Raw genomic sequence first — 24,257 nt, forward strand, 5'->3', positions numbered from 1 at the left:
GAACAACCGCGACGACGTGGGAGTATAGGCAGGGCATGACTGAGCCGAAAGCACCGAAAATTGAGTTTCCCTGTGATTACGTGATCAAGGTGATCGGAGACTCCGCCCCGGATTTCATCGATGTGGTTACGGCCATTGTCGAGAAGCATTCGCCGGGCATTGATAAGGCTGACATAACCGTCAATGACAGCCGGAACGGTCGGTTTTGCTCGGTTCGGGTAAAGATCGTGGCCACCGGGGAACCACAGCTTAAAGCGCTGTTCGAAGAACTGAAGGCTACCGGCCGCGTTCATATGGTGTTGTGATGACCGAACTTATCGTCCGTTCTCTTGGGCAACAGCCGTACATGGAAACGTGGGAAGCGATGAAATCCTTCACCGCGAACCGCGACCACACGACGGTTGATGAACTTTGGTGTCTCGAGCATCCGAGAGTATTTACCCAGGGGCAGGCTGGTAAGGCGGAGCACATTCTTTTGCCGGGGGATATTCCGGTAATCCAGGTGGACCGGGGCGGGCAAGTTACCTACCACGGTCCCGGACAGTTGGTTGTTTACCTGCTTATTGATCTCACTCGGCGCAAGCTGGGTGTCCGTTCTCTTGTTGATGAGATCGAACAAGCCATTGTGCGTGCGTTGGCGGATTACGGTATTGAAGCGGCGCCCCGATCCGATGCGCCGGGTGTCTATGTCAACGGCGCAAAGATCGCCTCTCTGGGGTTGAGGGTCCGAAAGGGCTGCTCGTTTCACGGGCTGGCGTTGAATGTAAACATGGATATGGAGCCATTCTCTCGCATCAATCCGTGTGGCTATGCAGGGATGTCGATGTCTCAGGTCAGTAATTTCGTGCCGGGTGTGTCGGTCTACGATGTTGAACAGCATCTGGTGCAAGAGCTGGTTGCCGGATTAGGCGGGGACGTCGAGTTCAAGCAGGGCTGGTGAGGCAGCACGCATTGGCCCGTATAGCAATCCCTGTGGGGCGGACGGGATAAGCTGTCTGCGCGCAGTGTCGATATAATGTAGCGTGAGAGTTGTTGGGCGGTAACTTTACTGACCACATTTCGAACACCTCACATTAAGACAGGTCCTTCATGTCTACCAGAAAGCCCGCAAAATCTGTTTCTCGCATCAAGACTGGCAGCTTTGAGCGTCGACTGTCTCTGACCAAGGCGGGGTTGTTCGCCGGGACCCGGATGGCATCCCACATGGCTACGAATTGGTTTAGCGACAAAGAAACCCGTGAACAACGGCATCGTGCCATGCTTTCGAACCAGTCCAGGTTTCTGGTGGACGAGCTGGGCCGGCTCAAAGGCAGTGTGGTGAAGATTGGCCAGGTCATGGCGTTATACGGTGAACATTTTCTACCGGACGAAGTCACCGAAGCTCTGCACACACTGGAAGACCAAACCACCTCGCTGGAGTGGCCGGCCATCGAGCGGGTGCTCAAAGAAGAAATGGGTGCTGATCGGCTGGCGGAACTGGAGGTGGCTCCCGAACCTATAGGCGCAGCGTCTTTGGGGCAGGTACACCGCGCGGTTCGAAAAAGCGACGGGCTGGAGCTGGTGTTGAAAGTTCAGTACCCGGGGGTTGCGGATGCGGTAGACAGCGATTTGAACGCCGTAGCCCAGTTGTTGAAAGTCGCCCGGCTGGTCAGCTTTGGGCCAGAGTTCAACGATTGGCTGGAAGAAGTCCGGGAGATGATGCACCGTGAAGTGGATTATCGACTGGAGGCCCGCACCACTGAAAAATTCCGCACCATGCTCAGCGGCGATCCACGGTTCGTTGTGCCCCGCGTGCTGCAGGAATATTCGACCGATCACATCATCGCATCCACCTACGAACACGGCCATTCTGTGAGCTCACCGGAAGTCGCCGCCTTGCCTCAGGCGCGGCGCAGCGAACTGGGCAAAGCGGCTCTGGAGTTGTTCTTCAGAGAGCTGTTTGATTGGGGGGAAATCCAGACCGACCCGAACTTTGGCAATTACCGAATTCGAATTGCAAACGAGTCGGGCGAAGACAGTGGGCAGGACAAGATCGTGTTGCTCGATTTCGGTGCAGTGCAAAGCTATACCGATGAATTCCTCACGCCAGTAATACAGATGATCAAAGCCTCGTACGAGGGAGATCTCGGCGCTGTGATCGATGGCGGTGTCACGCTGAATTTCATGAGCCGGGACTGGCCCGAGGCGGTGTTGGAAAAGTTTGGCTCTGTGTGTATGTCGGTTCTGGAACCGTTGGCCAGGGATCGATCTGAGTGGCCGGACTATGCGGTGAACAGTCAGGGTGAATACCGCTGGAAGCAAAGTGATTTGCCGTCCCGGGTTGCCAAGCAGGCTGCCCGTTCGGCCATCAGCCGGTACTTCCGGGTGCCACCCAAAGAGTTTGTGTTCCTGAATCGAAAGCTGATTGGTGTCTACACCTTCATCGCCGTACTGTATTCGGAATTTAACGGGGAAGACATCCTGCGCCGCTACCTATATCCCGAATAACGCTAGCTGAAGGCTTTCTGAACCGCCCAAATCACAAGGGCGTAGCGAAGGCCTTTGCCGATTCCCACCAGGACAATAAAGTTCAGCCAGGGCACTCGCATTACACCCCCAATGAGTGTCAAGGCATCCCCGCCTAGCGGCAACCAGCCAAGTAACAGTGACCATTGCCCGTAACGGTTAAAGCGGTTCCGGGCTTTGTGTAATTGCATCTCGCTGACTGGAAACCAACGTTTGTCTTTAAAGCGATCCACTTGCCGGCCGATAAGTCCATTAACAACAGAGCCCAGTGTGTTGCCAAGGGTGGCTGACAGCCAAAGCCAGAACAGCGGCAGCCCCTGGTTTGCCAACGTGCCCAGCATTATCTCGGAATAGGCAGGCAGCAGTGTGGCAGCCGCAAATGAGGTCAGAAACAGGGTAAGGTACGCCATGGGCGCTCCATGCTCTACTATGTGTTTGACTGCTTACTTTAATAGGTTTTGGTTCCTATGAAACACCTTTCGCTCCGCTTTAAGCTATATGGCCTGGTGATCACACTGTTACTGCTGCTCAGTTTCAGCATTGTTTTGACGGCGCAATGGTCGTTGGCTGACATGAAGCAGCAAATGTCCGGTGATACCCGCGATACGGTGCAGAGTATTGTGATGGAGCAACTCGGCGCAACCGCTGGCCAATACGCTGAGCGGGTGGCGGGTAAATTTGAAGCAGCCTACCAGATACCGGAAATGCTGCAGGTGCTGATCCGCCAAAATATCGAGAATGACAAGTTCGGACGCATGAGCCGATGGGCGCTGCAGGATACGGTGGGCGCCGTGTTGTCAGAACAGCCCCATCTGAGTGCAATTTATGCGCAATTCGAGCCCGATGCTTACGACGGGCTGGATGAATTTTTCAAAGACGGAGCCGCAGAACACAGCAGCGATGCCGGTACCCTGGATATCTACTATTTCCGGAACCCGCAGGGCGAGATTGAATTCAGCCGCACGGAAGACCCGGCTGAGAAGTATCTGAGTACCCGCAACGAGTTTGGTGATCGCGAGGCGGAGTGGTATCTGTGCGCGATGGATTCTCTGCAGCCGTGTCTGCTGGAACCCTACGAATACGAAATCGAGGACGGGTATTCGGAGTTGATGACCAGCCTCATTGTGCCGGTGTTGAATGAGGGGCAATTTGCCGGCGTGGTGGGCATCGATATTAATCTCGCCACTCTGCAGACTATGGTCAAAACGGTGAGTCAGGACCTGTTTGGAGGGGCATCGAGAGTCACGTTATTGAGTGAGCGAGGCCTGATTGCCGCCTCCAGTCATTACCAGCAATACCTGGGGCGACCGTTGCAGGAGGCCTTGCCCGAACTGGCGCCGGACTTCAGCAAACTGCACCGGCAGAAGGGTGGTTTTGATGACGGACACACGCTTGCGGTCGCGCACCCGGTGAAAGTCACCTTGTCAGGTAGCGAATGGTCGTTGCTGATCGAGTTGCCGAGAGAGGTAGCCCTTGCCAGCGTGAGTGATCTTACCGATTTGTTGTCATCAGAGGTGGCAAACACCACGAAACGGCAGGCGTTGGCGGCAACGATGGTAGTGTTGGCCGCGATAGCGCTGTTGGTGCTGCTGATGCGGTCGGTTACCCGGCCGCTGAACGAAATCCGGGACCGGATGCAGAATCTGGCGAGTTCGGAAGGTGATCTTACTCGAGAGCTCCATATTGATACCCATGCGGAACTGATCGCTCTCGCGGGCGGGTTCAATCAATTCCTTGCCCGTCTCCGAGACATGATCAGTGATCTGAAAGAGGTCAATGTCAAAGTGCGCGCTCAGGCCACCGATATGGGGGCGGTGAGTCGAGATATTGATGATCAGACCGGGCAGCAACACGGTGATATCGACAGTGTCGTCACCGCGATGAATGAAATGTCCGTAGCGGCAGGCGAAGTGGCCGGTTTCGCGGGCGAGGCGGCGGATAATGCCCGTGCGGCCCGCGACGGCATCCAGTTCACCCGGGACACTCTGGGTGCAGCGGTTAAAGAGGTGGATGCGCTGGCCAACGATATGGGGGAAGCAAGCTCGGCGATAGGGCATGTGGAGCAGCGTAGCGAAGAGATAAACCGGATTATCGAGGTGATTCGTGGCATTGCAGAACAGACTAACTTGCTGGCTTTGAACGCGGCCATCGAGGCGGCCCGGGCGGGCGAACAGGGCCGTGGGTTTGCAGTAGTGGCGGACGAAGTTCGCAGCCTGGCCTCGAAAACACGTGAATCCACCGATGAAATCAGCGATATGATCGACGCCTTGAAAGGCGATGTCAGTGGTGCCGTATCGGTGATTCAGCACGGTGTGGGCCGTGCCTCCGGCGCTGTGGATGGCACTCGAGAAGCGGCTCATTCGCTGGCCACGGTTGTTGATCGAATCGGCGTGATTGTTGAGCACGTTACTCAGGTGGCTACCGCCGCCGAAGAACAAAGCTCGGTGAGTGAGGAGATTAATCGCAATCTGACTCAAATCGGTGATGCGGCCACTGACCTGCGAGAACTGGCGCAGCGGGTTCGTCAAAGTGGCGAAGCACTCGACGCACAAGTCGAGGTTCTGGATGGAGAGTTGAAACGCCTGAAAACCTGAGGTTGACCACCTGCTAAGTATCGGTACTTACTATGAGCATTATGCGCAGGATCAATTTTTAATTTTTGTTGTGCGTGGCATCATTCGTGCCAAATAGATTTACCGTCTTATTCACCACAAGGGTTAGCCCTTGTCGCAGGAGGTTGTTATGGAACAGGTCACAATTTACGGGCGCTCGAGCTGTGGTTTTTGTTTGCGAGCCAAAGCCCTGTGCGAGTCCCAGAACATGCCTTACACCTGGATTGATATGGTCGAGCAGGGTTTGAGCAAGCAGGATGTGGCAGAGCGGATTGGCCAGCCGGTTCACACGGTACCCCAGATTCTGGTGGGTTCTGAGTATGTGGGCGGCTGTGATGAGTTTTTTGCCTATGTGCGTCGGCACGTCGCCTACGAATAAAGCCCGTTGACGCGTCTGCAAAGCGTCACAAAAAAAGCCCGGTTACTTTTCAGTAGCCGGGCTTTTTGCGTTCAGGGTTACTGATCAGATTTTGAATTCTGTCTTCAGCTTTTTCTCAACCAGCTGGTTCTTCAGCTTGGCAACCTTCGGCAGGCCATTTTTAAAGGGCGGGAAGTTTTCCCCTTCGATCAGTGGCTGCAGGTAGTCGCGGCATTCCTGGGTAATGCCGAAGCCGTCATCCGTAATGTAGTGGATGGGCATTTTCTTTTCCTGGTTCGCCACTTCGCTCAAATTGGCTTCACCGATGGACCAGCGGTAAGGCTTGGCTTGGTCACGCACGATGGTCGGCATCAGCGCCTGCTTGCCTGCCAGTGCCATTTCCACAGCCGCTTCACCAACCGCGTAAGCCTGTTCTACGTCAGTGGCCGAAGCAATGTGGCGGGCTGAACGCTGCAGGTAGTCAGCAACCGCCCAGTGGTACTTGTGCCCCAGTGCTTGTCGGACCATGTTCGCCAGAGCCGGAGCGACACCGCCCAGCTGGGTGTGGCCAAAGGCATCTTTGGCGCCGGCATCGGCAACAAAACGGCCATCGTCGTACTGGGCACCTTCAGAGGCTACGACCACGCAGTAACCGTAGTCTTTCACGCACTGATCCACACGCGCCAGGAATTTTTCACGGTCGAACGGGATTTCCGGGAACAGGATAATGTGAGGCGGCTCGCCTTCTTCCTGACCCGCCAAACCACCGGCCGCGGCGATCCAGCCAGCGTGACGGCCCATGACTTCCAGAATGAACACCTTGGTGGAGGTTTCACACATGGACTTGATGTCCAGGCTGGCTTCCAGCGTAGAGGTGGCAATGTATTTGCCGACAGAGCCGAAGCCGGGGCAGCAATCGGTGAACGGCAGGTCGTTATCGACGGTCTTGGGCACACCGATGCAGGTAATCGGGTAGCCCATTTTGTCGGCCAGCTGAGAGACTTTGTAAGCGGTGTCCTGGGAGTCACCGCCACCGTTATAGAAGAAGTAGCCGATGTTGTGGGCACGAAATACTTCGATCAGGCGCTCGTATTCACGCTGGTTTTCAGAAAAGTTTTTCAACTTGTAGCGGCAAGAGCCGAACGCACCGCCCGGGGTGTGGATCAGGGCCTGGATGTCTTCATCCGATTCCAGGCTGGTATCGATCAGTTCTTCGGTCAGTGCACCGATGATACCGTTGCGGCCGGCGTAGACTTTGCCGATCAGATCCGGGTATTTGCGTGCGGTTTGGATAACGCCGCATGCACTGGCATTGATAACGGCGGTTACTCCGCCAGATTGGGCATAAAATGCGTTCTTGATCGCCATCGCGGGCTCAAGCCTCCTGCTGGTTCAAAGTTGGCGCGAATGATACGCCAAACACGGCCGTTTTTCATGAGGGGATGCCGACTCTTGACCCCGCAGAAAGTATGGTAGAGGCTTGGCAGGATTCAAATCGGAGGCAATACCCTAATGCATATACATATTTTGGGCATCTGTGGCACGTTCATGGGCAGTCTGGCCGTGATCGCGCGGGAACTGGGCCATACGGTGACCGGTTCTGACCAAGGTGTTTATCCCCCCATGAGCACCCAGCTTGAGGCCCAAGGTATAACGCTGATGGAAGGCTACCGGGTGGAAAACCTGGAGCCGAAGCCTGATTTGGTGTTGATCGGCAATGCCATGTCGCGGGGCAATGTTGAAGTTGAAGCGGTGCTAAATCGCGGTATTGATTACATGTCTGGCCCGGAATGGTTGTCTCGGGAAGTACTGAGGCACCGCTGGGTGATGGCGGTGGCCGGGACTCATGGCAAAACCACCACCACCTCCATGCTGTTATGGATTCTGGATCAGGCTGGGTTTGATGCCGGTTATCTGGTCGGTGGCGTGCCACAGGATTTTCCGGTGTCTGCACGGCTGGGCACCAGTGATTTCTTTGTGATTGAAGCCGATGAATACGACAGTGCGTTTTTCGACAAACGCTCCAAGTTTATTCACTACCGCCCTAATACCTTGATTCTGAACAATCTGGAATACGATCACGCCGATATTTTCGACAGCGTTGAAGCCATAGAGCGCCAGTTTCACCATGTGGTGCGCACGGTGCCGTCGCAAGGGCTGATCATTCGCCCCGCGTTGGATAAGCATTTAGATAACGCGTTGGATATGGGGTGTTGGAGCCCCGTTCAGGACACCGCTATTGGCAGCGAAATATCCCGTACGACCGATTGGCGTGCAGAGCTGCTTCGAGAAGACGGCAGTCAGTTTATGGTGATTCACCACGAACAGCCGGTGGCGGTTCTGAAGTGGGCGCTGACCGGACAACACAACGTGCGCAACGCACTCTCGGCCATTGCGGCTGCGCGCCATGTGGGTGTGACGCCTGATCATGCGGTGGCCGCCTTGTGCCGGTTCTCCGGCGTAAAACGCCGCATGGAACGAGTAGGGGAGGTTGGTGGCGTGACCGTATATGATGACTTTGCCCATCATCCCACTGCCATTGCCCTGACCCTGGAAGGTCTGCGGAATCAGGTAGGCGACGAACCCATTCTGGCGATTATCGAACCGCGCTCGAACACCATGAAGCAAGGTGTGCATCAGCAAACCCTGATCCCCAGCGCGGCCGCTGCTGACCGTGTGTTGTGGGGAAATCTGAGCGACATGGATTGGTTGCCGGAGCTGGTGGAAAGCTGGCGGGCAGAACACGGCCAACTGGACCATCACAGCGTTGAAAATTCCGTGGCGGCGCTGATCGCCCGCGCATTGGAACAACTGCCGGAAACCTGCCACATTGTCATTATGAGTAATGGCGGTTTTGGTGGGATTCACCGCAAACTGGTGGCGGAATTGGAGAAAGTTCGTGGCTGAGGCTCCGCAGGTCGTTAATCTTGCTATCACGGGTGCCTCTGGTGCCCAGTACGCGTTGCGTCTGATGCAGTGTCTGGTCGGTCAGGGATGTCGGGTGAACGTGATGGTCAGCCGGGCCGCGCAAGTGGTGATCGCTACGGAAACAGACTTCCGCCTGCCGGGCTCTCCGCCCGCCATGGCCGAAGCGTTCACCGCCTATTCCGGGGCCGAAGAAAAGCAGATTCAGGTGTTCGGCCGTGAAGACTGGTTCTCGCCCCCGGCCTCTGGCTCGGGCGAAAAAGCTCCGTTGGTCATCTGCCCGTGCAGCACGGGCACGCTTTCGGCGCTAGCCACCGGTGCCAGCAACAATCTCATTGAGCGGGCCGGTGACGTGGCCTTGAAAGAGCGGCGGAAGCTGATTCTGGTGCTGCGCGAATCCCCCTATTCAGAAGTGCACCTCGAAAACATGCTCAGGCTCACTCGCATGGGAGCCGTCATCATGCCGGCAAGCCCGGGTTTTTATCATAAGCCTCAGTCGATTGATGATCTGGTGGACTTCATGGTGGCGCGGATGCTGGACCATTTGGGCTTCTCGCAAACGTTGGTGCCACGCTGGGGCGAATGAGAAAAGGCAACCGAGCATTGCTTGCGTTGGTTTTGGTCAAAGCGATTGATGGTTTTCATCATTGAGTGCGCGCCTCCCTCGTCACAGACTGGTTGAACATAAAAACAAGCCACTCGATACGCGAGGTTCTGCCATGATTCCACGTACTCTGTTTGATGCCGATCTTGAAGGGTTCCGGGATTCCGTCCGTAAATTCCTGGAACAGGAAGCCGCTCCCTATCATGAGCAGTGGGAGAAAGACGGCCAGGTGAGCCGGGAAATCTGGCACAAAGCGGGCGAGCTGGGCTTTCTTTGTCCGACATTGCCTGAAGAGTACGGCGGTGTTGGCGCCGACTTCCGGTATTCCGCGGTAGTTATGGAAGAGGTCGCCAAAGCCGGTTTGACGGGGATTGGTTGGGCTCTTCACTCGGACATCGTCGCCCCCTATATCTATAACTACGGCACCGACGAACAAAAGCAGCATTACTTGCCGAAACTGGCGTCCGGCGAAATGGTGGGTGCCATCGCCATGACAGAGCCGGGCGCAGGTTCCGACCTGCAGGGCGTGAAAACCACGGCCATCAAACAGGGCGATCACTACCTCTTGAACGGCTCCAAAACGTTCATTACCAACGGCCAGTTAGCGGATTTGGTTGTGGTGGTCGCCAAGACCGATCCCAAAGAGGGCGCCAAAGGCACCAGTTTGTTCATCGTCGAGACTGCCTCTGAGGGGTTCGAGAAGGGGCAGAACCTGAACAAAGTGGGCATGAAGGCTCAAGATACGTCCGAGTTGTTCTTCCAGGATGTTAAGGTGCCTGCCGGGAATCTGCTGGGGAGTCATGAGGGGCAGGGTTTTGTCCAGTTAATGAGCGAGCTGCCGGCCGAGCGTCTGCAGGTGGCGATCACCGCCGTGGCGGCTGCAGAGGCGGCCTGGCAGTGGACCCTAGACTATGTAAAAGAGCGGAAAGCGTTTGGTAAGCCGGTAGTGGCATTCCAGAACACCCGTTTCAAGCTGGCGGAACTTAAAGCTGAGATCACGGCCGCCCGGGTGTTTACGGATCGTTGCCTGGAGCTTCATCTGGATAAGAAGCTGGATATCCCGACAGCGGCTATGCTCAAGCAGCACACCACCGACCTGCAATGCAAGGTCATGGACGAGTGTGTCCAGTTGCACGGCGGCTATGGCTACATGTGGGAATACCCCATTGCCCGCGCATGGGCCGATTCACGCGTGCAGCGCATTTATGCCGGCACCAACGAAATCATGAAAGAAATCGTTGCCCGTTCGTTCTAACTCGCCCTTGTAACAGCAGGCCTCGAGCCTGCTGTTTACCAAACTTTACAATTTGCCAAGCCGGTCAAGGTCTCCGGCTTCGGTATTCCCTACAGTAACGGCACAACCTTCTAACAAGGATAAACGGTTGCCGTGATGAAACGCCTGTTCTGTCTTTCTGCTCCTTTGCTATCTCTCGTGCTCGCCGGCTGTGGCGAAGAGTCCGACCAACTGCCGGTTGATGGCCGTGATTTTGATGGTGTGGGCTACAGCCAGCCGGCTCCCTATTCAGGGCGCGTTATTGATGACTATCTTCGAAATGCACGCGTTTGGCTGGATCTGGATGGCGATGGGCAATACAGCAAGGGGCCGCTAGAGGTTACTTTGGCCAGTGGTGAAAAGTACACGCTGGAGAAGGGCGAACCCACAGCCATGACGATGGCAGGAGGGCGCTTTGATCTCGATATTTCTGAGTTCGATGTGCCCGGCACGGTGGGCAAGGACCTGGATCCCAGAGATTACCCCTTGTATGCATTGGCGCTGCCCGGTCAAACCTTGCAAGAAACCCGTAGGGGGCATGTCGCGGTAAAACGGGCCTTTCTGATGTCGGCCAGTCCGGGTGTGACCAACGTTACGCCGCTAACCACGCTGGCTCGTTTCCGAGCCGTTGTGGGAAGTTCTATCAGTCCGGAGCTCGGAACGGTTTCCCCGGGACGCTATGCCGATCTGGATGGGCTGAATTTGCTAAAAGACTACGTGCTTGCCAACGACGATAAAGCGCGGGTCTATGCTCAAGCGTTGGCTCGCTTTATGGCGAGCCAGATGCCTGACGACTACAACACCTTGCTGTCTGAACCGGACAGTGATGGTAGAGAGCGCTTGTTATCCGCAGAATCTGTTCGGCTGCTGGGCATCTCGTTAGTTCAGAACGCCGCCGAGGTCATGCAGCGGGTGGATGCAGCGGCAACCGGAGGGAGTTACGGCAATGTGGACCCGGACACATTGGCTTTGCCCGTTGTTCCCCTTGAGCTCAGCAACCCGGTTCTATTGACCGCAGTGAAGGTTGCTGCGCACTCTGACCGCTCCGGCACGTTGCCTGCCCGGGACCTGAAACCCTCGGCCGAACTGACGTTTGATTACACGGAAGATGGACAGTTGTTGTCGGTTTCCAGCCGGGGCTGCATGACCCCATCGTTACCCGAGCTGATGCGGCTGGTGCAGGTGGATGGATATATCGCAACGCTGAATACGCCGTGGTTGCCTAGTGCGTCTTTGTCCGGTCTCAGCCATGGCTTCTATGAAGAGGGCGGCGTTCATGAGCGTATCGTGTTCGATTGGTCAAACAGTCGTGCTTACTTTGATACGGTTACCCAGTGCCATAAAGTGACGCAAGGCATTGAGCCAGAGAGCTCCGAGTTGGGCGGGAGCGCTGAAATTGAATGGAGGTGGGGCGATAAATCCGCCATTGTTGAAACTGTTTCAGGGCGTCCAGACAGAATGTTGTCTGTGGCTGTCGAGAATGCTCCGGCTGAAATATGGGCGAGTAGCCGAGTGAGCGGGTATCGCATCGAAACCGGCGAGGCGGTGGAGCGTTCGATTGTCTTTAAAGAGGCCGGGGCGGGTGATGTCTGCGACCCGGCAGGCACTGAAAATGATCCGGTTGTTCCAGAAAACGCGTATGTCACCCGGCTGTTTGGGGTATCTGTCTCCGAGGCTTTAAACGGGTATGACAGCGCCTACGAGTACGACTACCGCAGCTACACCCGTCAGGGCGAGTCATCCGGTGGGCTGGAGGTGCAGCGGCTCCTCAAATTCCCTGTGCAAAACTCAGCCGCGGCGAGTCTGGAGCGCGTAGATTCTGTGGATGGTGCGTTTCAATGGCATTTGTCCTATCCGGCTCTGAATCAAAGCGATGTAACGGCCGAAACCGTAAATTACATTCAGCGGGCCGAGCTGAAGCGTGCCGGTGCAACCACAACATGCGGGGATTCTGTTCAAGAGAGCGGTGGGGTTGCGTTTGCGCAGGTGGATTATGTGTATAAAAGCCTTACGGATTATTTAATTGAAGGGCTGGAGCGTGAAATTTCTGAATAGCTAGATAATCGCGGATGGTGCAAGCGGTATGTCTACATGGCTGCCGCTTTATCGTCAGATACAAAAAAATCCAAGCGTTTCGGCTTGTTTGATGCTTAATTAAAGGTTTTCTGAGTGCCATTTCCTGGGGAAGGAAATGGTGCCGAGGAGAGGACTTGAACCTCCACGGGGTTGCCCCCACTAGCACCTGAAGCTAGCGTGTCTACCAATTTCACCACCTCGGCAGGTGATTTGCAGTAGCGCCGAAAGTTCACTTAGAACGGGCGTTTCTGCCAGAGTTGAAGGGTGCCCCTCAACCGATGGCGCGTACTTTAATAATTCCTTTGTGGTCTGTCAAACGTTTTAGTGAAAAAAGTTTTCACGGTATTTGTGCCTATTAATGTCCCCCTTGTCATGCAGGTTTAAGATGCCAACGTTATACTGTGTGAGTTAATGAATTTTGCCGCAGTGTTTGCGGCCTGAATAGCAAGGACCCGAATGGTTTCCAAGAAAAAAAATATACGGGACCCTCACGCTGATCGTGAGGCCCAGAAATACGATAACCCCATCCAAAGCCGGGAGTTTATCCTCAATCACCTGAAAGAGCGCGGCGCTCCAGCCACTCATGAAACCTTGTGCCAAGAATTGGGGCAGGTCTCTGAGGAAGGTATAGAAGCATTGCGCCGGCGCCTGATCGCCATGTGCCGTGATGGACAGTTGATCTGTAACCGTCGAAATGCGTTTTTGCCGATTGAAGAGGCTGCATTGGTCACTGGCAAGATCTCCGGTCATCGCGATGGGTTTGGTTTTTTGATTCCCGATGACGGCAGTTCCGACCTGTTTTTGATCGCCCGCCAGATGCGGCAGGTTTTCCATGGTGATCGGGTAGCCGCGCGAGTGGATCGGGTTGATGACCGTGGTCGCCGTGAAGGTGTGATCGTTGAAGTGCTGGAGCATCGTACCGAACAGACCGTGGGGCGTTTCTTCAAAGAGAGCGGCATTGCCTTTGTCGTTCCTGAGAATGCTCGTATCAATCACGAGATTCTGATTCCGGACGAGAATGTTGGTGCCGCGGTGCACGGGCAGTATGTGGTTGTTGAAATCTTGCGCCAGCCGACCGTTCGCACCCAGCCTACTGGGCGGGTGATGGAGGTGCTGGGTGAGCACATGGCTCCGGGCATGGAAATAGATGTAGCCATCCGCTCCTATGAAATTCCACACAGTTGGTCGGATGCTGTTGGCGAACAAGCGGCGGCGATATCTTCAGAAGTTGAAGAAAAAGACAAAGTAAATCGCGTTGATATTCGAAACATGCGGCTGGTAACCATCGATGATGAATCGGCTCGTGATTTCGATGACGCGATCTACTGTGAGCCGCGCCCGCGGGGGGGGTACCGTTTGGTCGTAGCGATTGCGGACGTGTCGCACTACGTGCGTGCCGGGTCTCCGCTAGATGAAGAAGCGTTTGAGCGCGGTAACTCTGTGTACTTCCCGGATCACGTTGTACCGATGCTGCCAGAGAAGCTGTCTAACGGCTTGTGTTCATTGAACCCCGGTGTCGACCGTTTGTGCATGGTGGCTGACATGACCATCAGTGCCGCGGGCAACATCAGCGGCTACACCTTCTACCAGGCGGTCATGCGCAGCCATGCTCGGCTGACCTACAACAAAGTCAGCACCATGCTTGAGCACCCGGACACCGAGCAGGGTTATCAGCTAAGTGCTCACTACGCCGACTTGCTGCCGCATCTGCATAATTTGTACGAGCTCTATAAGCTTCTGCGAAAAGCGCGTACCGAACGCGGCGCAATTGATTTCGAAACCACCGAAACCAAGATTGTTTTTGATGCACAGCGCAAAATTGAAGAGATTGTTCCGGTGCACCGGAACGATGCCCACAAGATTGTGGAAGAGTGCATGCTGTGTGCGAACGTAGCCACGGCGCGGTTCCTGAAAAAGCATAAAATGCCAGCGCTGTATCGGGTGCACGATGGCCCGTCCGAGGAGCGTCTGGCCAAGTTGCGTCTGTTCCTGAGCGAATTGGGGCTGCAGTTGGGTGGTGGTGATCGGCCAACATCCGCGGATTATCAACAGCTGTTGTCCGAGGTGTCGGATCGCTCAGATGCCCATGTTATCCAAACGGTGATGCTGCGCTCATTGAGTCAGGCTGTGTATAGCCCTGAAGAGAGCGGCCACTTCGGTCTGGGCTTTGCGAGCTATGCGCACTTTACGTCGCCCATCCGTCGTTACCCGGATTTAGTGGTGCATCGGGCTATCAAGTCCTGCATTCACAACCCGGAAGTGCAGAAAGATGTGGTGTCGCCTAAAGAGCTGGATGCAGGGTTAGCCGCCTATCCCTACGATTACGCGAAAGTTGAGCAGCTCGGTCAGCATTGTTCGATGACTGAGCGCCGCGCGGATGATGCCACTCGCGATGTAATGGCCTGGCTCAAATGTGAATTCCTTAAGGATCACGTGGGCGAGGAATACAACGGTGTGATTGCGGCGGTTGTACCGTTCGGTTTCTTTGTTGAGCTGGCGGATATCTACATTGAAGGGCTCGTGCATGTCTCGACGCTCAGTGGCGATTACTTTCACCATGATGCGGCCAAGCACCGGCTGATCGGGGAGCGCACTGCGGTAAGCTTCCGGTTGGGCGATGAGGTTAAAGTGAAGGTGGTGCGGGTTGGTCTGGAAGATCGCAAGATCGACCTAGAACTGACTAGCAAGCCTCAAAAACGCACCGCCGACCGGGATGCGCTTGATATTGCCAAACGAGAGCCTCGTAACAAAGGCGACCGGGCCGGTAAGGGTGGTAAGCGTGGCAAGTCTGGAAAACCTGCCAGCGCAAAAGAGCGCTTGGCCAGTGAGGCTGCGCGCGAAGCTGCGAAGAAGGGCGCGACTCATAAATCGGCCCCGGCCGGTAAAAAACGTAAAAGCCGCAAGTAACCAGTAACACAGGAATGAATCGCTAGTGTCTCAGGAATATGTATTTGGCTGGCATGCCGTGGATGCAGTGCTGAAACGGGAGCCGGAGCGTTTGTTGCGTGTGTGGATCCAAACCGGGCGCCAGGACAAGCGCGTGAAATCGGTGACCGAGGCGCTGGATGGTTTGGGCGTGCGCTGGAGTGTTGTGCATCGCCGCGAGCTGGATGAGCGTGTGTCTGGCGTGCATCAAGGTGTTGTGGCCGAAGTCGCCGAGAGTCGCGAATGGACCGAAGCGGATTTGCTGGCGCAGTTGGCGTCGAGCAATAAGCCGCCGTTCCTGTTGGTGCTGGATGGCGTGACCGATCCTCACAACCTGGGCGCGTGCATGCGTACTGCTGATGCCGTGGGTGTTCAGGCCGTTATCGTACCGAAAGATAAATCGGCAAGCTTGACGCCTGTCGCCCGAAAGGTTGCCTGTGGCGCCGCTGAAACCGTACCGTTTGTTCGAGTCACCAATCTGGCGCGCTTTCTGCGCGAATTGAAAGATCAGGGTGTTTGGCTCATCGGAACGGCGGGCGAGTCGGATGCCAATTTGTTCCAGGCTGACTTTAAGGGGCCGGTGGCGTTGGTGATGGGAGCGGAAGGTAAGGGGATGCGTCGTCTTACCCGTGAGCACTGTGATCAGTTGGTGAACATCCCAATGCACGGCCACGTCGATAGTCTGAACGTCTCGGTGGCGACGGGCGTTTGTCTGTACGAAGCGTTGCGCCAACGAACCGGTTAATCCTTGCACGATACCCCTTGTAGGCATAGAATACGTCACCCCTTTTAGAAGGGGTGGTTTTGTATTGCCTGAATTCAGGGGATCAAAATCTCGCTTTTGATCAGGCGGTTTTATACAAGACCCTGTTTAAAAAGCAAAAAGAAGCCGGCAGCTTAGCTGTCACCTCCTTGCTTTCCATGCTTTGGAGCGGTTCCGAAGGGGCCATCTGAGGTCGAAAGCTGTTTAACCCGTAGGGAGAACTCATGCGTCACTACGAAATCGTATTTATGGTACATCCGGATCAGAGCGAGCAGGTGCCCGCGATGATCGAGCGTTATACCGGCGTCATCACTGAAGATGGCGGTCAGGTACATCGCCTGGAAGATTGGGGCCGTCGTCACCTGGCATACCCGATCAACAAGATTCACAAAGCTCACTACGTGCTGATGAACGTTGAATGTTCACAGGCTGCGATGGACGAGCTGACTCATAACTTCCGCTTCAACGATGCGATCATCCGTGAGCTGATCCTGCGTCGCGACGAGGCTGTTACTGACCTGTCTCCGATGAAAGCCGCTGAGTCCCGTGAGGACCGTCGTTCCGGCGGAGATGATCGTCCACGCCGTTCGGCTGAGTCTGGCGAAAGCCAGAGCACTGAGTCCAAAGGCGAAGAAGAGTAATTCACCGGAGTTAGGAGTTAAGTTATGGCTCGTTTTTTCAGACGTCGTAAGTTCTGCCGCTTCACGGCAGAAGGTGTTAAAGAGATCGATTACAAGGATCTGGACACCCTGAAAGGCTACATCACTGAAACCGGCAAAATCGTGCCCAGCCGTATCACCGGCACCAAAGCACGTTATCAGCGTCAGCTGGCTACCGCTATCAAGCGTGCCCGCTACCTGGCACTGCTGCCGTATACGGATAGTCACGACCACTAAGCACAGATAGACAGGACCCGGGACCATGCGTGCACTGGCACAGTATGTAATGCGCGGTCCCATGCAGGCCGGCGGAGTTGCAGTAGTCTCTACTATTGTTCCTTTGTTGTTCTGGATAGGCGCAGCAGTTACGGCCCTTGTCATTATGCGACAAGGGATTCGGCAGGGGCTCACCATTGGGCTCTGGGCAGTTTTGCCCGCATTGGGGTGGGCCGTTTACGGCCAAAACCCGACAGCGCTGATCGTACTGCTGCAAACGATGCTGATTGCATCGGTCTTCCGGGCATCGCTGTCCTGGGAAAACGCGCTGTTATCCGGCGCCTTTCTGACGATACTGACCGGCCTGATGTTGCCCGTCATGTATCCGGCACTGCTAAACGAACTTGTTCGAATAGGTGTCGAGTTTTACGACCAATACAACGCTGAAGTGGTTCAGGCTCTGGGCGGCGACCTGGAGCGAATCATCCGAAGCGCGATGAGCGCCAGTATGGCGGGCTCGGCTTTCGCGATAGCGATTGCCATGGCCATGTTGGCGAGATCCTGGCAGGCAGGGCTGGATAACCCCGGTGGTTTCCGGCGCGAGTTTCACGCCGTCAGGTTGTCGCCGGCCGTCGCGGTGGTATGCGCTGTAACCATTGTATCGGGCCCTTTGTTGGGGCTGAATCCGGTACTGTTGGCCTGGGCTGCAGGCACGCCGCTTCTGGTGGCAGGTTTGGCTCTGGTTCATGGTGTGGTTGGTCGTAAGCAGTGGGGCGGTCAGGCGTTGCTCGCGTTTTACATTGTGTTGGGGCTGTTGGGTCTGAATCTAATGATGCTGTTGTTGGTTCTGGCTTTTGTGGATAGCTGGCTGGATATTCGGGAGCGCATTGCGCCAACCGGACCGGCTGAATAAAGCACGAAGAGGTTAACGAGATGGAAGTTATTCTGCTCGAGAAAGTTGCAAACCTTGGCACTTTGGGCGACAAGGTAAATGTTAAGGCCGGTTACGGTCGTAATTTCCTGCTGCCGTACGGCAAGGCTGTGCCTGCCACGGAAGCAAACGTAAAGGCGTTTGAAGAGCGTCGCGCTGAGCTGGAAAAAGCCGCTGCTGAAAAGCTGTCTGCTGCCCAGTCCCGTGCAGAAGCTCTGGAAGGCGCATCCTTCACCATCACCTCCAAGGCTGGTGATGAAGGTAAGCTGTTCGGTTCTATCGGTGTTCGCGATATTGCAGACGTTGTTTCTGCTGGCGGCACTGAAGTCGAGAAGAGTGAAGTTCGTCTGCCGGAAGGTCCTCTGCGGACTACTGGCGAGTACGACATCGAGCTGCAGCTGCACTCAGACGTTGAAGTTACCATCAAGTTGGCGGTTGTTGCCGAGTAATCGGTTTGACCACAGCTGGTAAGTTCTGCGACCGCTGAAGCCCAGGCTTTTAGCGGTCTACAACAAGCCCGGACCGGAAACGGTTTCGGGCTTGTTTGTTTCTGGTATTCTTGTAGGTCTGTTTTTCATTCCTTACGTGTCTGGTGTCTATGGCAACTCCTTCTCCCAAACCTGCATCTATTGATTCAGAAACCAGTCGTATCAAAGTTCCACCCCATTCGGTGGAAGCTGAACAGGCCGTATTGGGTGGCCTGATGCTGGATAATCGACGGTTCGACGAGATTTCAGAAATGATCTCTGCGGCTGATTTCTATCGCCAGGATCACCGCCTGATATTTGGTGCTGTCGAGCGGCTAGCCAGTGAAAGTGAGCCCCTGGATGTCGTCACCTTAGCCGAGTTTCTCGAGCGGGCCGGGGATATTGAAGACGCGGGCGGCCTGTCTTATCTGGCTGAGTTGGCAGAGAAAACCCCGGGTGCAGCGAACATTGCCGCCTATGCGGACATCGTGCGCGAGCGCTCGGTGTTGCGCCAGCTGGTTGAAGTGTCCGGGAAAATTTCCGATTCGGCGTTTAATCCGCTGGGTCGAAAAAGCAGTGAAATACTCGATGAGGCAGAGCGCAGCGTGTTTCAGATTGCTGAGGCGCGAACCAAGGAAGGGTCGGGGCCTAAAGCCATCAACCCGATTCTGGCCACAACGCTCAGCCGCATCGAAGAATTGTTCGAGTCGGGTGAGCAAACCACCGGTTTGACCACTGGCTTCCGTGATCTGGATGACCAGACCTCCGGTATGCAGCCGGCAGACTTGATTATCGTGGCCGGACGTCCGTCGATGGGTAAAACCACCTTTGCCATGAACATCGTGGAAAATGCCTTGATCAGTACGGGCACCCCCATTCTAGTGTTCAGTATGGAGATGCCAGCGGATGCTCTGGCTATGCGTATGCTCTCTTCTTTGGGTCGGATTGATCAGACCAAGGTTCGTGGCGGCAAGCTTGAGGAAGATGACTGGCCACGCCTGACATCGGCGGTTAGCTTGCTGAAAGACAAACCGCTGTACATCGATGACACGCCGGGCCTGAGTCCTACGGAAATGCGATCACGCGCGCGCCGGATCGCCCGGGAAAATGGCGGAAAAATCGGTCTGATCATGGTGGATTACCTTCAGTTGATGCGGGTGCCGGGGAACACCGAAGGGCGAACGGCAGAGATTTCCGAGATTTCTCGATCGTTGAAAGGTATTGCCAAGGAATTGAGTTGCCCGGTGGTGGCACTGTCCCAGCTGAACCGTAGTCTCGAGCAACGTCCCAACAAGCGCCCCGTGAACTCCGATCTCCGGGAATCCGGTGCGATCGAGCAGGACGCCGACGTGATCATGTTCGTGTATCGGGATGAGGTCTATAACGAAGATACGCAGGACAAAGGCATCGCGGAAATTATCATTGGTAAGCAGCGGAACGGCCCGATCGGCACCATCCGGCTGGCCTTTATCGGGAAGTACACCAAGTTTGAGGACTTGGCGCACGGGGATTACGGTGATTACGGTGGTGACTATTAATGCCTCGCGCAACCGTTGCCAGAATTGATCTGGATGCTCTGAAGTTCAACTACCAGCTGGCGCAAGCCAAAGCGGGCACTGCCCAGGCGATGGCTGTGGTCAAAGCCGATGGCTATGGCCATGGCATTCAAGCGGTTGCAAAGGTGCTGGCGAACGACGCCCGAAAATTTGCAGTGGCTTGTCTGGAAGAAGCGCTTGAAATACGTTCCGCTGGCCTGAGCCAGTCGGTCGTGATGCTGCAAGGCGTGCACAGTCGCGAAGATGTGGCGGTGTGCTCGCATCAAGGCTTCGAACCAGTGCTGCACAATAACCAGCAGCTGGAATGGTTGGCCGCTGGCCGCGCTCCGGCGTATTGGCTGAAAGTGAATACGGGTATGAACCGGTTAGGCTTCAGGCCGTCCGAACTGCCTGCGGTTATGGCGAAGCTTGAGCAGGCCGGGCAACGAGCCGGGCTACAAGGCTTCGTGACTCATTTTGCATGCGCCGACGACACCTCGAGCCCCATGACCCACGAGCAGACCCGAAGTTTCGAGCAAGCCACAGAGGCCTGGCCTTCGTTGATGCGAAGCGTGGGCAACTCCGCCGCACATTTCCTGCCTGATCAGCCGCTTTATGACTGGAGCCGGCCCGGCATCATGCTCTACGGTGCATCCCCGATGATCGGTAAAACCGGGCCAGACCTGGGGCTCAAGCCGGTTATGACGCTCGAGGCTCCTTTAATCACTACACGCGTCGTCCAGCCCGGAGAATCTATTGGTTACGGTTCAACCTGGGTGGCCGAATCCGAAACTCGCATGGGTATGGTCGCAATCGGGTATGGCGACGGTTATCCACGCCATGCCGGCACCGGTACGCCTGCAGCCGTTCGAGGGCAGCGTGTAGGGCTTCTTGGTCGGGTTTCGATGGATATGTTGGCCGTTGATCTGACCGGCGTTCCTGAGGCTCAAGAAGGCGACATGGTGGAGTTGTGGGGCAAGACCGTCAGCGTAGATGAGGTGGCAGCCTGTGCCAATACCATCGGTTATGAATTGCTGACCGGGGTGACGGCCAGGGTGCCCCGGGTCTGCCGGTAATCGGCGGCCCGGATGCGTTGGCTGGAGTTACTGGGCTTCCGGCTCGTGAATGATTTCTTCGATAAATTCCAGAATGGATGTCAGGCTACGGTCGTTCAGTTTTTTGAGTACTTTATGAACCACCATTTTGCTGCCTTTGAGCATGCTGCTAATGCCCACTTTGGCCATACTCATGGTCATGCTGCCGGCATTCAGGCGACGTAGCGGTTCCAGAAAAAAGAAATCAAGGCCGTTTTCGGTCAACTCCACGATGAGACTGTGCAATTGGTCGATGGCTTCCTTATCGGCTTTGCCGCGAGCTTTTAATTCGCTCACAGTATAAAGAGCGCGGGTACGGAGTTCATCCGGGATGGGGGCAACAATGTGGCTTTGTTGTTTCAGCATCATCAGTCCTGGTGTTGTATGCTCATGGTTCCGGCGCAAGGGCGCTGCTGCACAGAGCGTGGTTCATACTGACATTAAGTCAGTTGTTATACGATACGATGAATGGTGCAGCAAAACCTTCGCTAAGGCCATTGGCCCTAAAGTGCATTAACCTGTCATATCAGCGAAATTCGGAGGTAGTGAATTCCCGTGCATGTCTTAGTTGTTCACGATTACGGCCCATTAGGCCGGGTACTTCTTGATCGCTTGAGAAACTCGCACCTGCGGGTCAGTCCTCTGCTGATAAGCGATCCTGCCCGGGTTGATCTGCATGCGTTGGCAAGCTGGATTCCGAACGACACCGATTTGATCGTTAACGCGCTCTGGTTAGGCGATCCCGAGCAGGCTGAAGCCGATCGTGAAGCAACTCATGAAGCCGCGTTCTCCTTGCCGCTGGCTCTCGCAGGGCATGCTCTGGAGCGCGGCATGGCCATGCTTCAGTTGTCGTCATGCTATGTGTTCGATGGCCGCAAACAAGATGCCTATATCGCCTCCAATCCCGGCCAGCCCATTAACGAACTGGGGCGTTGGCAGTGGGAGTGCGAACAGGCGTTACGCAGTCAGTTGCCCAGGCATATTATTTTACGCACCGGTTGGAGCCTGGCCCGGATTGCAAAAAAGGTGCATGAAAACAGCGCCAACACCGAGGCGCTGCCATTGCCGGGCCGTTGCTACGGCCAACCGGTGGCGGTGAAGGATCTGGCGCGGGTAATGGCTGCGATCATTATGCAGCTGGATTGCGGCGCTGAAGCCTGGGGCACATACCAATATGCCGGTGCAGAGGAAATATCCTTGTACGAACTCGGATTATCGATTGCAGATATGCCGGGAATTCCTGAAGGCATTCGGGTGGTGGATGAAAACCCGGACTGGGGCCACCTTGAACCGGTGAACACCACCATGGTATGCACGAAAATCCGCAACACCTTTGGCATAAAACAACTGCCGTGGCGGCGTTGGCTGGAAGAAGAATTTTTGATGGCGACCGCTGCTGAAAAATCTGAAAACGAGCCGGCGCAATAAGCCTGGTTCGTTTCGGATTACGATGACCGGCAGGCTTGCTTGCTCACCTCGTGAGTCACGGTCTGCAAGGCTTCGATATCAAGCAGTTCAACCTCTCGGCCTTTCGCCCGTAAGATGCCCTGGTTCTGGAAACGCGTGAATACGCGACTGACGGTTTCAACTGCTAGTCCCAGAAAATTGGCAATGTCGTTTCGGGGCATGGGCAAGCTAAAGGTCGTGCCGGACATCCGGCGACGTCGGAAACGACTGGACAGTGAAAGCAGCAGGGCGGCGATCCGCTCTTCGGCGGTGTTTTTGCTGAGCAGCATGGCCAATTGGTGGCTGCTTTGGATTTCCTTGCTCATCAGCTGGTACATATGGTGCTGTAGTTCTGGCAGTTTGAGAGTCAGCTCTTCCAGCTTATCCATAGGGAACTCACACAGGCTGGTACGCTCCAGAGCTTTGGCTGTGCAGGCGTATTGATCGCTGCCCAAGCTATCCAGGCCGACGAGCTCGCCCGGCATAAAAAAGCCCGTGACCTGCTCTTCGCCACTTTCCGTAACGATGGACGTTTTGATTGAGCCGCTTTTTACCGCAAAGCAGGATTTGACCGGTGTGCTCTGGTCAAAAACGTGCTCGCCGCGATTGTAGATTTTACCCTGCTGTACAATGTCCTCAAGACTATCCAGATCGTTTTCCTCGACGGCCAGCGGCAGACAAAGATTGCTCAGGCTGCATTGGTTGCACGAGGCCCTGAGCGGTGAAACGGAACGAAGAGGAATTGCCTTAGCCATAACCAAAAAACCTGAATTAAATGGTGTAAACAAACAGCCCGGGAATATCGATGAAGGCTGTTTGTTGAGCGCCGATAAAGTATACCAAAAGAAGATAGCTTTATAACGAATGTTCGAGCTAGCGGTAATTATGCTTAACTCTAAAGGCTTAGTGTTTGCGCCCTTTCTGCTTGCGTTCCGTCTCTTGCGCTTCTTTTGCCGCTGCTTCGGCCTCGGCTAAAGCTCGGGCTTCCTCCAATTCTTTCTCGACCATTGCGGGGGTTTCCAGAGAGATTCGGCCAATAGTGCCAGCCCGGAACTCGTTGATGAGTACTTCCGAGACCTTGTGCAAATCAGGAACACCGCCGCGGCCCAGGAAGCGCCGTTTGGCTGCAATGGCATCCATTAACGCCAAGCCGTCTTGTGGGCGTTCATCAAGGCCATACCGGGACATGGCCAGTTCCGGGTAGCTGTCTACCAGATAGTCCGCCTCAAACATGGCAACGTCTTCAAAATCCAATACGGCACTGCGAATTGCTCCGCTCACCGCCAGGCGATAGCCGCACTGTTCGGGTGACAGCTTAGGCCACAGAAACCCCGGGGTGTCGTACAGCAGAACATTATCCGGCAGCTTGATGGCTTGTTGTGCCCGGGTGACGGCGGGCTCGTTGCCGGTCTTCGCCGCTGGTCGGCCTGCAAGGGTATTGATCAGCGTGGACTTTCCAACGTTGGGTATGCCCAGGATCATCACCCGTAAAGCGCTTTTTTGCCGGTCGTGGCCCGGTGTCATTTCTTCAGCCAGCTTGAGGATGTTCAAGGCTTCCTGTCGTTGGTTGTGGGTTAGGGTGATGGCGCGCACCCCGCGTTCCTGCTCCAGCCACTCCAACCATTGGTCGGTGATTTCCGGGTCTGCCAGATCCCGCTTGTTCAGGACTTTGATCAAAGGCGTATCGCCACGCAGCGACGGCACCAGCGGATTTTCGCTGCTGAAGGGGAGTCGGGCGTCAACCACCTCGATGATGAGATCCATCTGGGGCATGACTTTTTTGATCTCCTTGCGGGCCTTGTGCATATGCCCGGGAAACCAGTTAATGGCCATGATGTCTGCTCCGTAGGGTGTGGAAAGCCGCCATT

Annotated in this window: 24 protein-coding genes and 1 tRNA gene; 19 read left to right on the top strand and 6 right to left on the bottom strand. The window is 55.4% G+C overall.

The genetic code is table 11. From position 1 onward, the window contains the following. The first annotated feature begins 35 nt into the window (after positions 1–35). The 3 genes from Q9245_RS11135 (at position 36) to Q9245_RS11145 (ending at position 2,487) form a co-directional block, all read left to right on the top strand. Positions 36–305 carry a YbeD family protein gene (locus Q9245_RS11135; RefSeq protein ID WP_133006369.1) on the top strand — a complete coding sequence of 90 codons (270 nt, stop codon included), beginning with the start codon at positions 36–38 and terminating at the stop codon, positions 303–305. Continuing rightward, positions 305–940: a lipoyl(octanoyl) transferase LipB gene (lipB, locus tag Q9245_RS11140; protein ID WP_305897258.1), complete on the top strand. Its 636-nt coding sequence runs from the start codon at positions 305–307 to the stop codon at positions 938–940. Before Q9245_RS11135 ends, lipB begins: the two co-directional genes overlap by 1 nt. A gap of 149 nt (positions 941–1,089) precedes the next feature. Continuing rightward, a complete protein-coding gene (locus tag Q9245_RS11145; protein ID WP_305897259.1) occupies positions 1,090–2,487 on the top strand; it encodes an AarF/ABC1/UbiB kinase family protein in 1,398 nt (465 codons plus the stop codon). A gap of 2 nt (positions 2,488–2,489) precedes the next feature. Here Q9245_RS11145 and Q9245_RS11150 read toward each other — a convergent pair whose 3' ends face one another. Then, on the bottom strand, positions 2,490–2,915 hold the full coding sequence (locus Q9245_RS11150; protein WP_305897260.1) for a YqaA family protein: 426 nt from the start codon (positions 2,913–2,915) through the stop codon (positions 2,490–2,492). Between the two features lie 57 nt (positions 2,916–2,972). Here Q9245_RS11150 and Q9245_RS11155 point away from each other — a divergent pair, with 57 nt between their 5' ends. Continuing rightward, positions 2,973–5,099 carry a methyl-accepting chemotaxis protein gene (locus Q9245_RS11155; RefSeq protein WP_305897261.1) on the top strand — a complete coding sequence of 709 codons (2,127 nt, stop codon included), beginning with the start codon at positions 2,973–2,975 and terminating at the stop codon, positions 5,097–5,099. Positions 5,100–5,247: 148 nt separating this feature from the next. After that, a complete protein-coding gene (locus tag Q9245_RS11160; RefSeq protein WP_305897262.1) occupies positions 5,248–5,496 on the top strand; it encodes a GrxA family glutaredoxin in 249 nt (82 codons plus the stop codon). 84 nt (positions 5,497–5,580) lie between these two features. On the opposite strand, the gene Q9245_RS11165 is transcribed toward Q9245_RS11160, so the two are convergent. Continuing rightward, positions 5,581–6,843, bottom strand: coding sequence for a 6-phosphofructokinase (locus Q9245_RS11165; protein ID WP_305897263.1), 1,263 nt, complete (start codon positions 6,841–6,843; stop codon positions 5,581–5,583). Between the two features lie 144 nt (positions 6,844–6,987). On the opposite strand from Q9245_RS11165, the gene mpl reads away from it, so the two are divergent. From mpl to Q9245_RS11185, 4 genes are all read left to right on the top strand, one after another. Further along, positions 6,988–8,382 carry a UDP-N-acetylmuramate:L-alanyl-gamma-D-glutamyl-meso-diaminopimelate ligase gene (gene mpl, locus Q9245_RS11170; protein ID WP_305897264.1) on the top strand — a complete coding sequence of 465 codons (1,395 nt, stop codon included), beginning with the start codon at positions 6,988–6,990 and terminating at the stop codon, positions 8,380–8,382. Continuing rightward, positions 8,375–8,986 carry a flavin prenyltransferase UbiX gene (locus tag Q9245_RS11175; protein ID WP_305897265.1) on the top strand — a complete coding sequence of 204 codons (612 nt, stop codon included), beginning with the start codon at positions 8,375–8,377 and terminating at the stop codon, positions 8,984–8,986. The genes mpl and Q9245_RS11175 overlap by 8 nt, the downstream gene beginning before the upstream one ends. 133 nt (positions 8,987–9,119) lie before the next feature. Next, the gene (locus tag Q9245_RS11180; RefSeq protein WP_305897266.1) at positions 9,120–10,259 is read left to right on the top strand and encodes an acyl-CoA dehydrogenase family protein; all 1,140 of its coding nucleotides are present in this window, start codon (positions 9,120–9,122) and stop codon (positions 10,257–10,259) included. 135 nt (positions 10,260–10,394) lie between these two features. Next, positions 10,395–12,332, top strand: a complete 1,938-nt coding sequence (locus Q9245_RS11185; RefSeq protein WP_305897267.1) for a hypothetical protein — start codon at positions 10,395–10,397, stop codon at positions 12,330–12,332. A 137-nt stretch (positions 12,333–12,469) separates the two neighbouring features. Here the strand turns inward: Q9245_RS11185 and Q9245_RS11190 are convergent. After that, positions 12,470–12,556, bottom strand: a tRNA-Leu gene (locus Q9245_RS11190). Between the two features lie 253 nt (positions 12,557–12,809). Here Q9245_RS11190 and rnr point away from each other — a divergent pair. From rnr to alr, 9 genes are all read left to right on the top strand, one after another. Then, a complete protein-coding gene (rnr, locus tag Q9245_RS11195; protein WP_305897268.1) occupies positions 12,810–15,260 on the top strand; it encodes a ribonuclease R in 2,451 nt (816 codons plus the stop codon). Positions 15,261–15,285: 25 nt separating this feature from the next. Next, complete coding sequence (rlmB, locus tag Q9245_RS11200; RefSeq protein ID WP_305897269.1) at positions 15,286–16,023, top strand: 23S rRNA (guanosine(2251)-2'-O)-methyltransferase RlmB; 738 nt, start codon at positions 15,286–15,288, stop codon at positions 16,021–16,023. A 59-nt stretch (positions 16,024–16,082) separates the two neighbouring features. Further along, positions 16,083–16,232 (top strand): hypothetical protein, encoded by a 150-nt coding sequence (locus tag Q9245_RS11205; protein WP_305897270.1) that lies wholly within the window; start codon positions 16,083–16,085, stop codon positions 16,230–16,232. Between the two features lie 33 nt (positions 16,233–16,265). Then, positions 16,266–16,682 (top strand): 30S ribosomal protein S6, encoded by a 417-nt coding sequence (gene rpsF / locus Q9245_RS11210; protein ID WP_305897271.1) that lies wholly within the window; start codon positions 16,266–16,268, stop codon positions 16,680–16,682. 24 nt (positions 16,683–16,706) lie between these two features. Beyond that, a complete protein-coding gene (rpsR, locus tag Q9245_RS11215) occupies positions 16,707–16,937 on the top strand; it encodes a 30S ribosomal protein S18 (protein ID WP_008937282.1) in 231 nt (76 codons plus the stop codon). Positions 16,938–16,962: 25 nt separating this feature from the next. After that, positions 16,963–17,829: a hypothetical protein gene (locus tag Q9245_RS11220; RefSeq protein WP_305897272.1), complete on the top strand. Its 867-nt coding sequence runs from the start codon at positions 16,963–16,965 to the stop codon at positions 17,827–17,829. Positions 17,830–17,849: 20 nt separating this feature from the next. Beyond that, on the top strand, positions 17,850–18,296 hold the full coding sequence (rplI, locus tag Q9245_RS11225) for a 50S ribosomal protein L9 (protein ID WP_305897273.1): 447 nt from the start codon (positions 17,850–17,852) through the stop codon (positions 18,294–18,296). A 149-nt stretch (positions 18,297–18,445) separates the two neighbouring features. Beyond that, a complete protein-coding gene (gene dnaB, locus Q9245_RS11230) occupies positions 18,446–19,852 on the top strand; it encodes a replicative DNA helicase (protein ID WP_305897274.1) in 1,407 nt (468 codons plus the stop codon). Then, on the top strand, positions 19,852–20,925 hold the full coding sequence (gene alr, locus Q9245_RS11235) for an alanine racemase (protein WP_305897275.1): 1,074 nt from the start codon (positions 19,852–19,854) through the stop codon (positions 20,923–20,925). Before dnaB ends, alr begins: the two co-directional genes overlap by 1 nt. A 27-nt stretch (positions 20,926–20,952) precedes the next feature. On the opposite strand, the gene Q9245_RS11240 is transcribed toward alr, so the two are convergent. Beyond that, positions 20,953–21,309 carry a hypothetical protein gene (locus Q9245_RS11240; RefSeq protein ID WP_305897276.1) on the bottom strand — a complete coding sequence of 119 codons (357 nt, stop codon included), beginning with the start codon at positions 21,307–21,309 and terminating at the stop codon, positions 20,953–20,955. A gap of 189 nt (positions 21,310–21,498) precedes the next feature. Here Q9245_RS11240 and Q9245_RS11245 point away from each other — a divergent pair, with 189 nt between their 5' ends. After that, positions 21,499–22,371: a sugar nucleotide-binding protein gene (locus Q9245_RS11245; protein WP_305897277.1), complete on the top strand. Its 873-nt coding sequence runs from the start codon at positions 21,499–21,501 to the stop codon at positions 22,369–22,371. Between the two features lie 17 nt (positions 22,372–22,388). Here Q9245_RS11245 and fnr read toward each other — a convergent pair whose 3' ends face one another. Together fnr and ylqF are read right to left on the bottom strand one after the other, a co-directional pair. Continuing rightward, positions 22,389–23,144 carry a fumarate/nitrate reduction transcriptional regulator Fnr gene (fnr, locus tag Q9245_RS11250; protein WP_305897278.1) on the bottom strand — a complete coding sequence of 252 codons (756 nt, stop codon included), beginning with the start codon at positions 23,142–23,144 and terminating at the stop codon, positions 22,389–22,391. 148 nt (positions 23,145–23,292) lie between these two features. Then, positions 23,293–24,222 (bottom strand): ribosome biogenesis GTPase YlqF, encoded by a 930-nt coding sequence (gene ylqF / locus Q9245_RS11255; protein WP_305897279.1) that lies wholly within the window; start codon positions 24,220–24,222, stop codon positions 23,293–23,295. Positions 24,223–24,257 lie beyond the last annotated feature (35 nt).

Source organism: Marinobacter sp. MDS2 (assembly GCF_030718085.1).
Lineage (GTDB): Bacteria > Pseudomonadota > Gammaproteobacteria > Pseudomonadales > Oleiphilaceae > Marinobacter.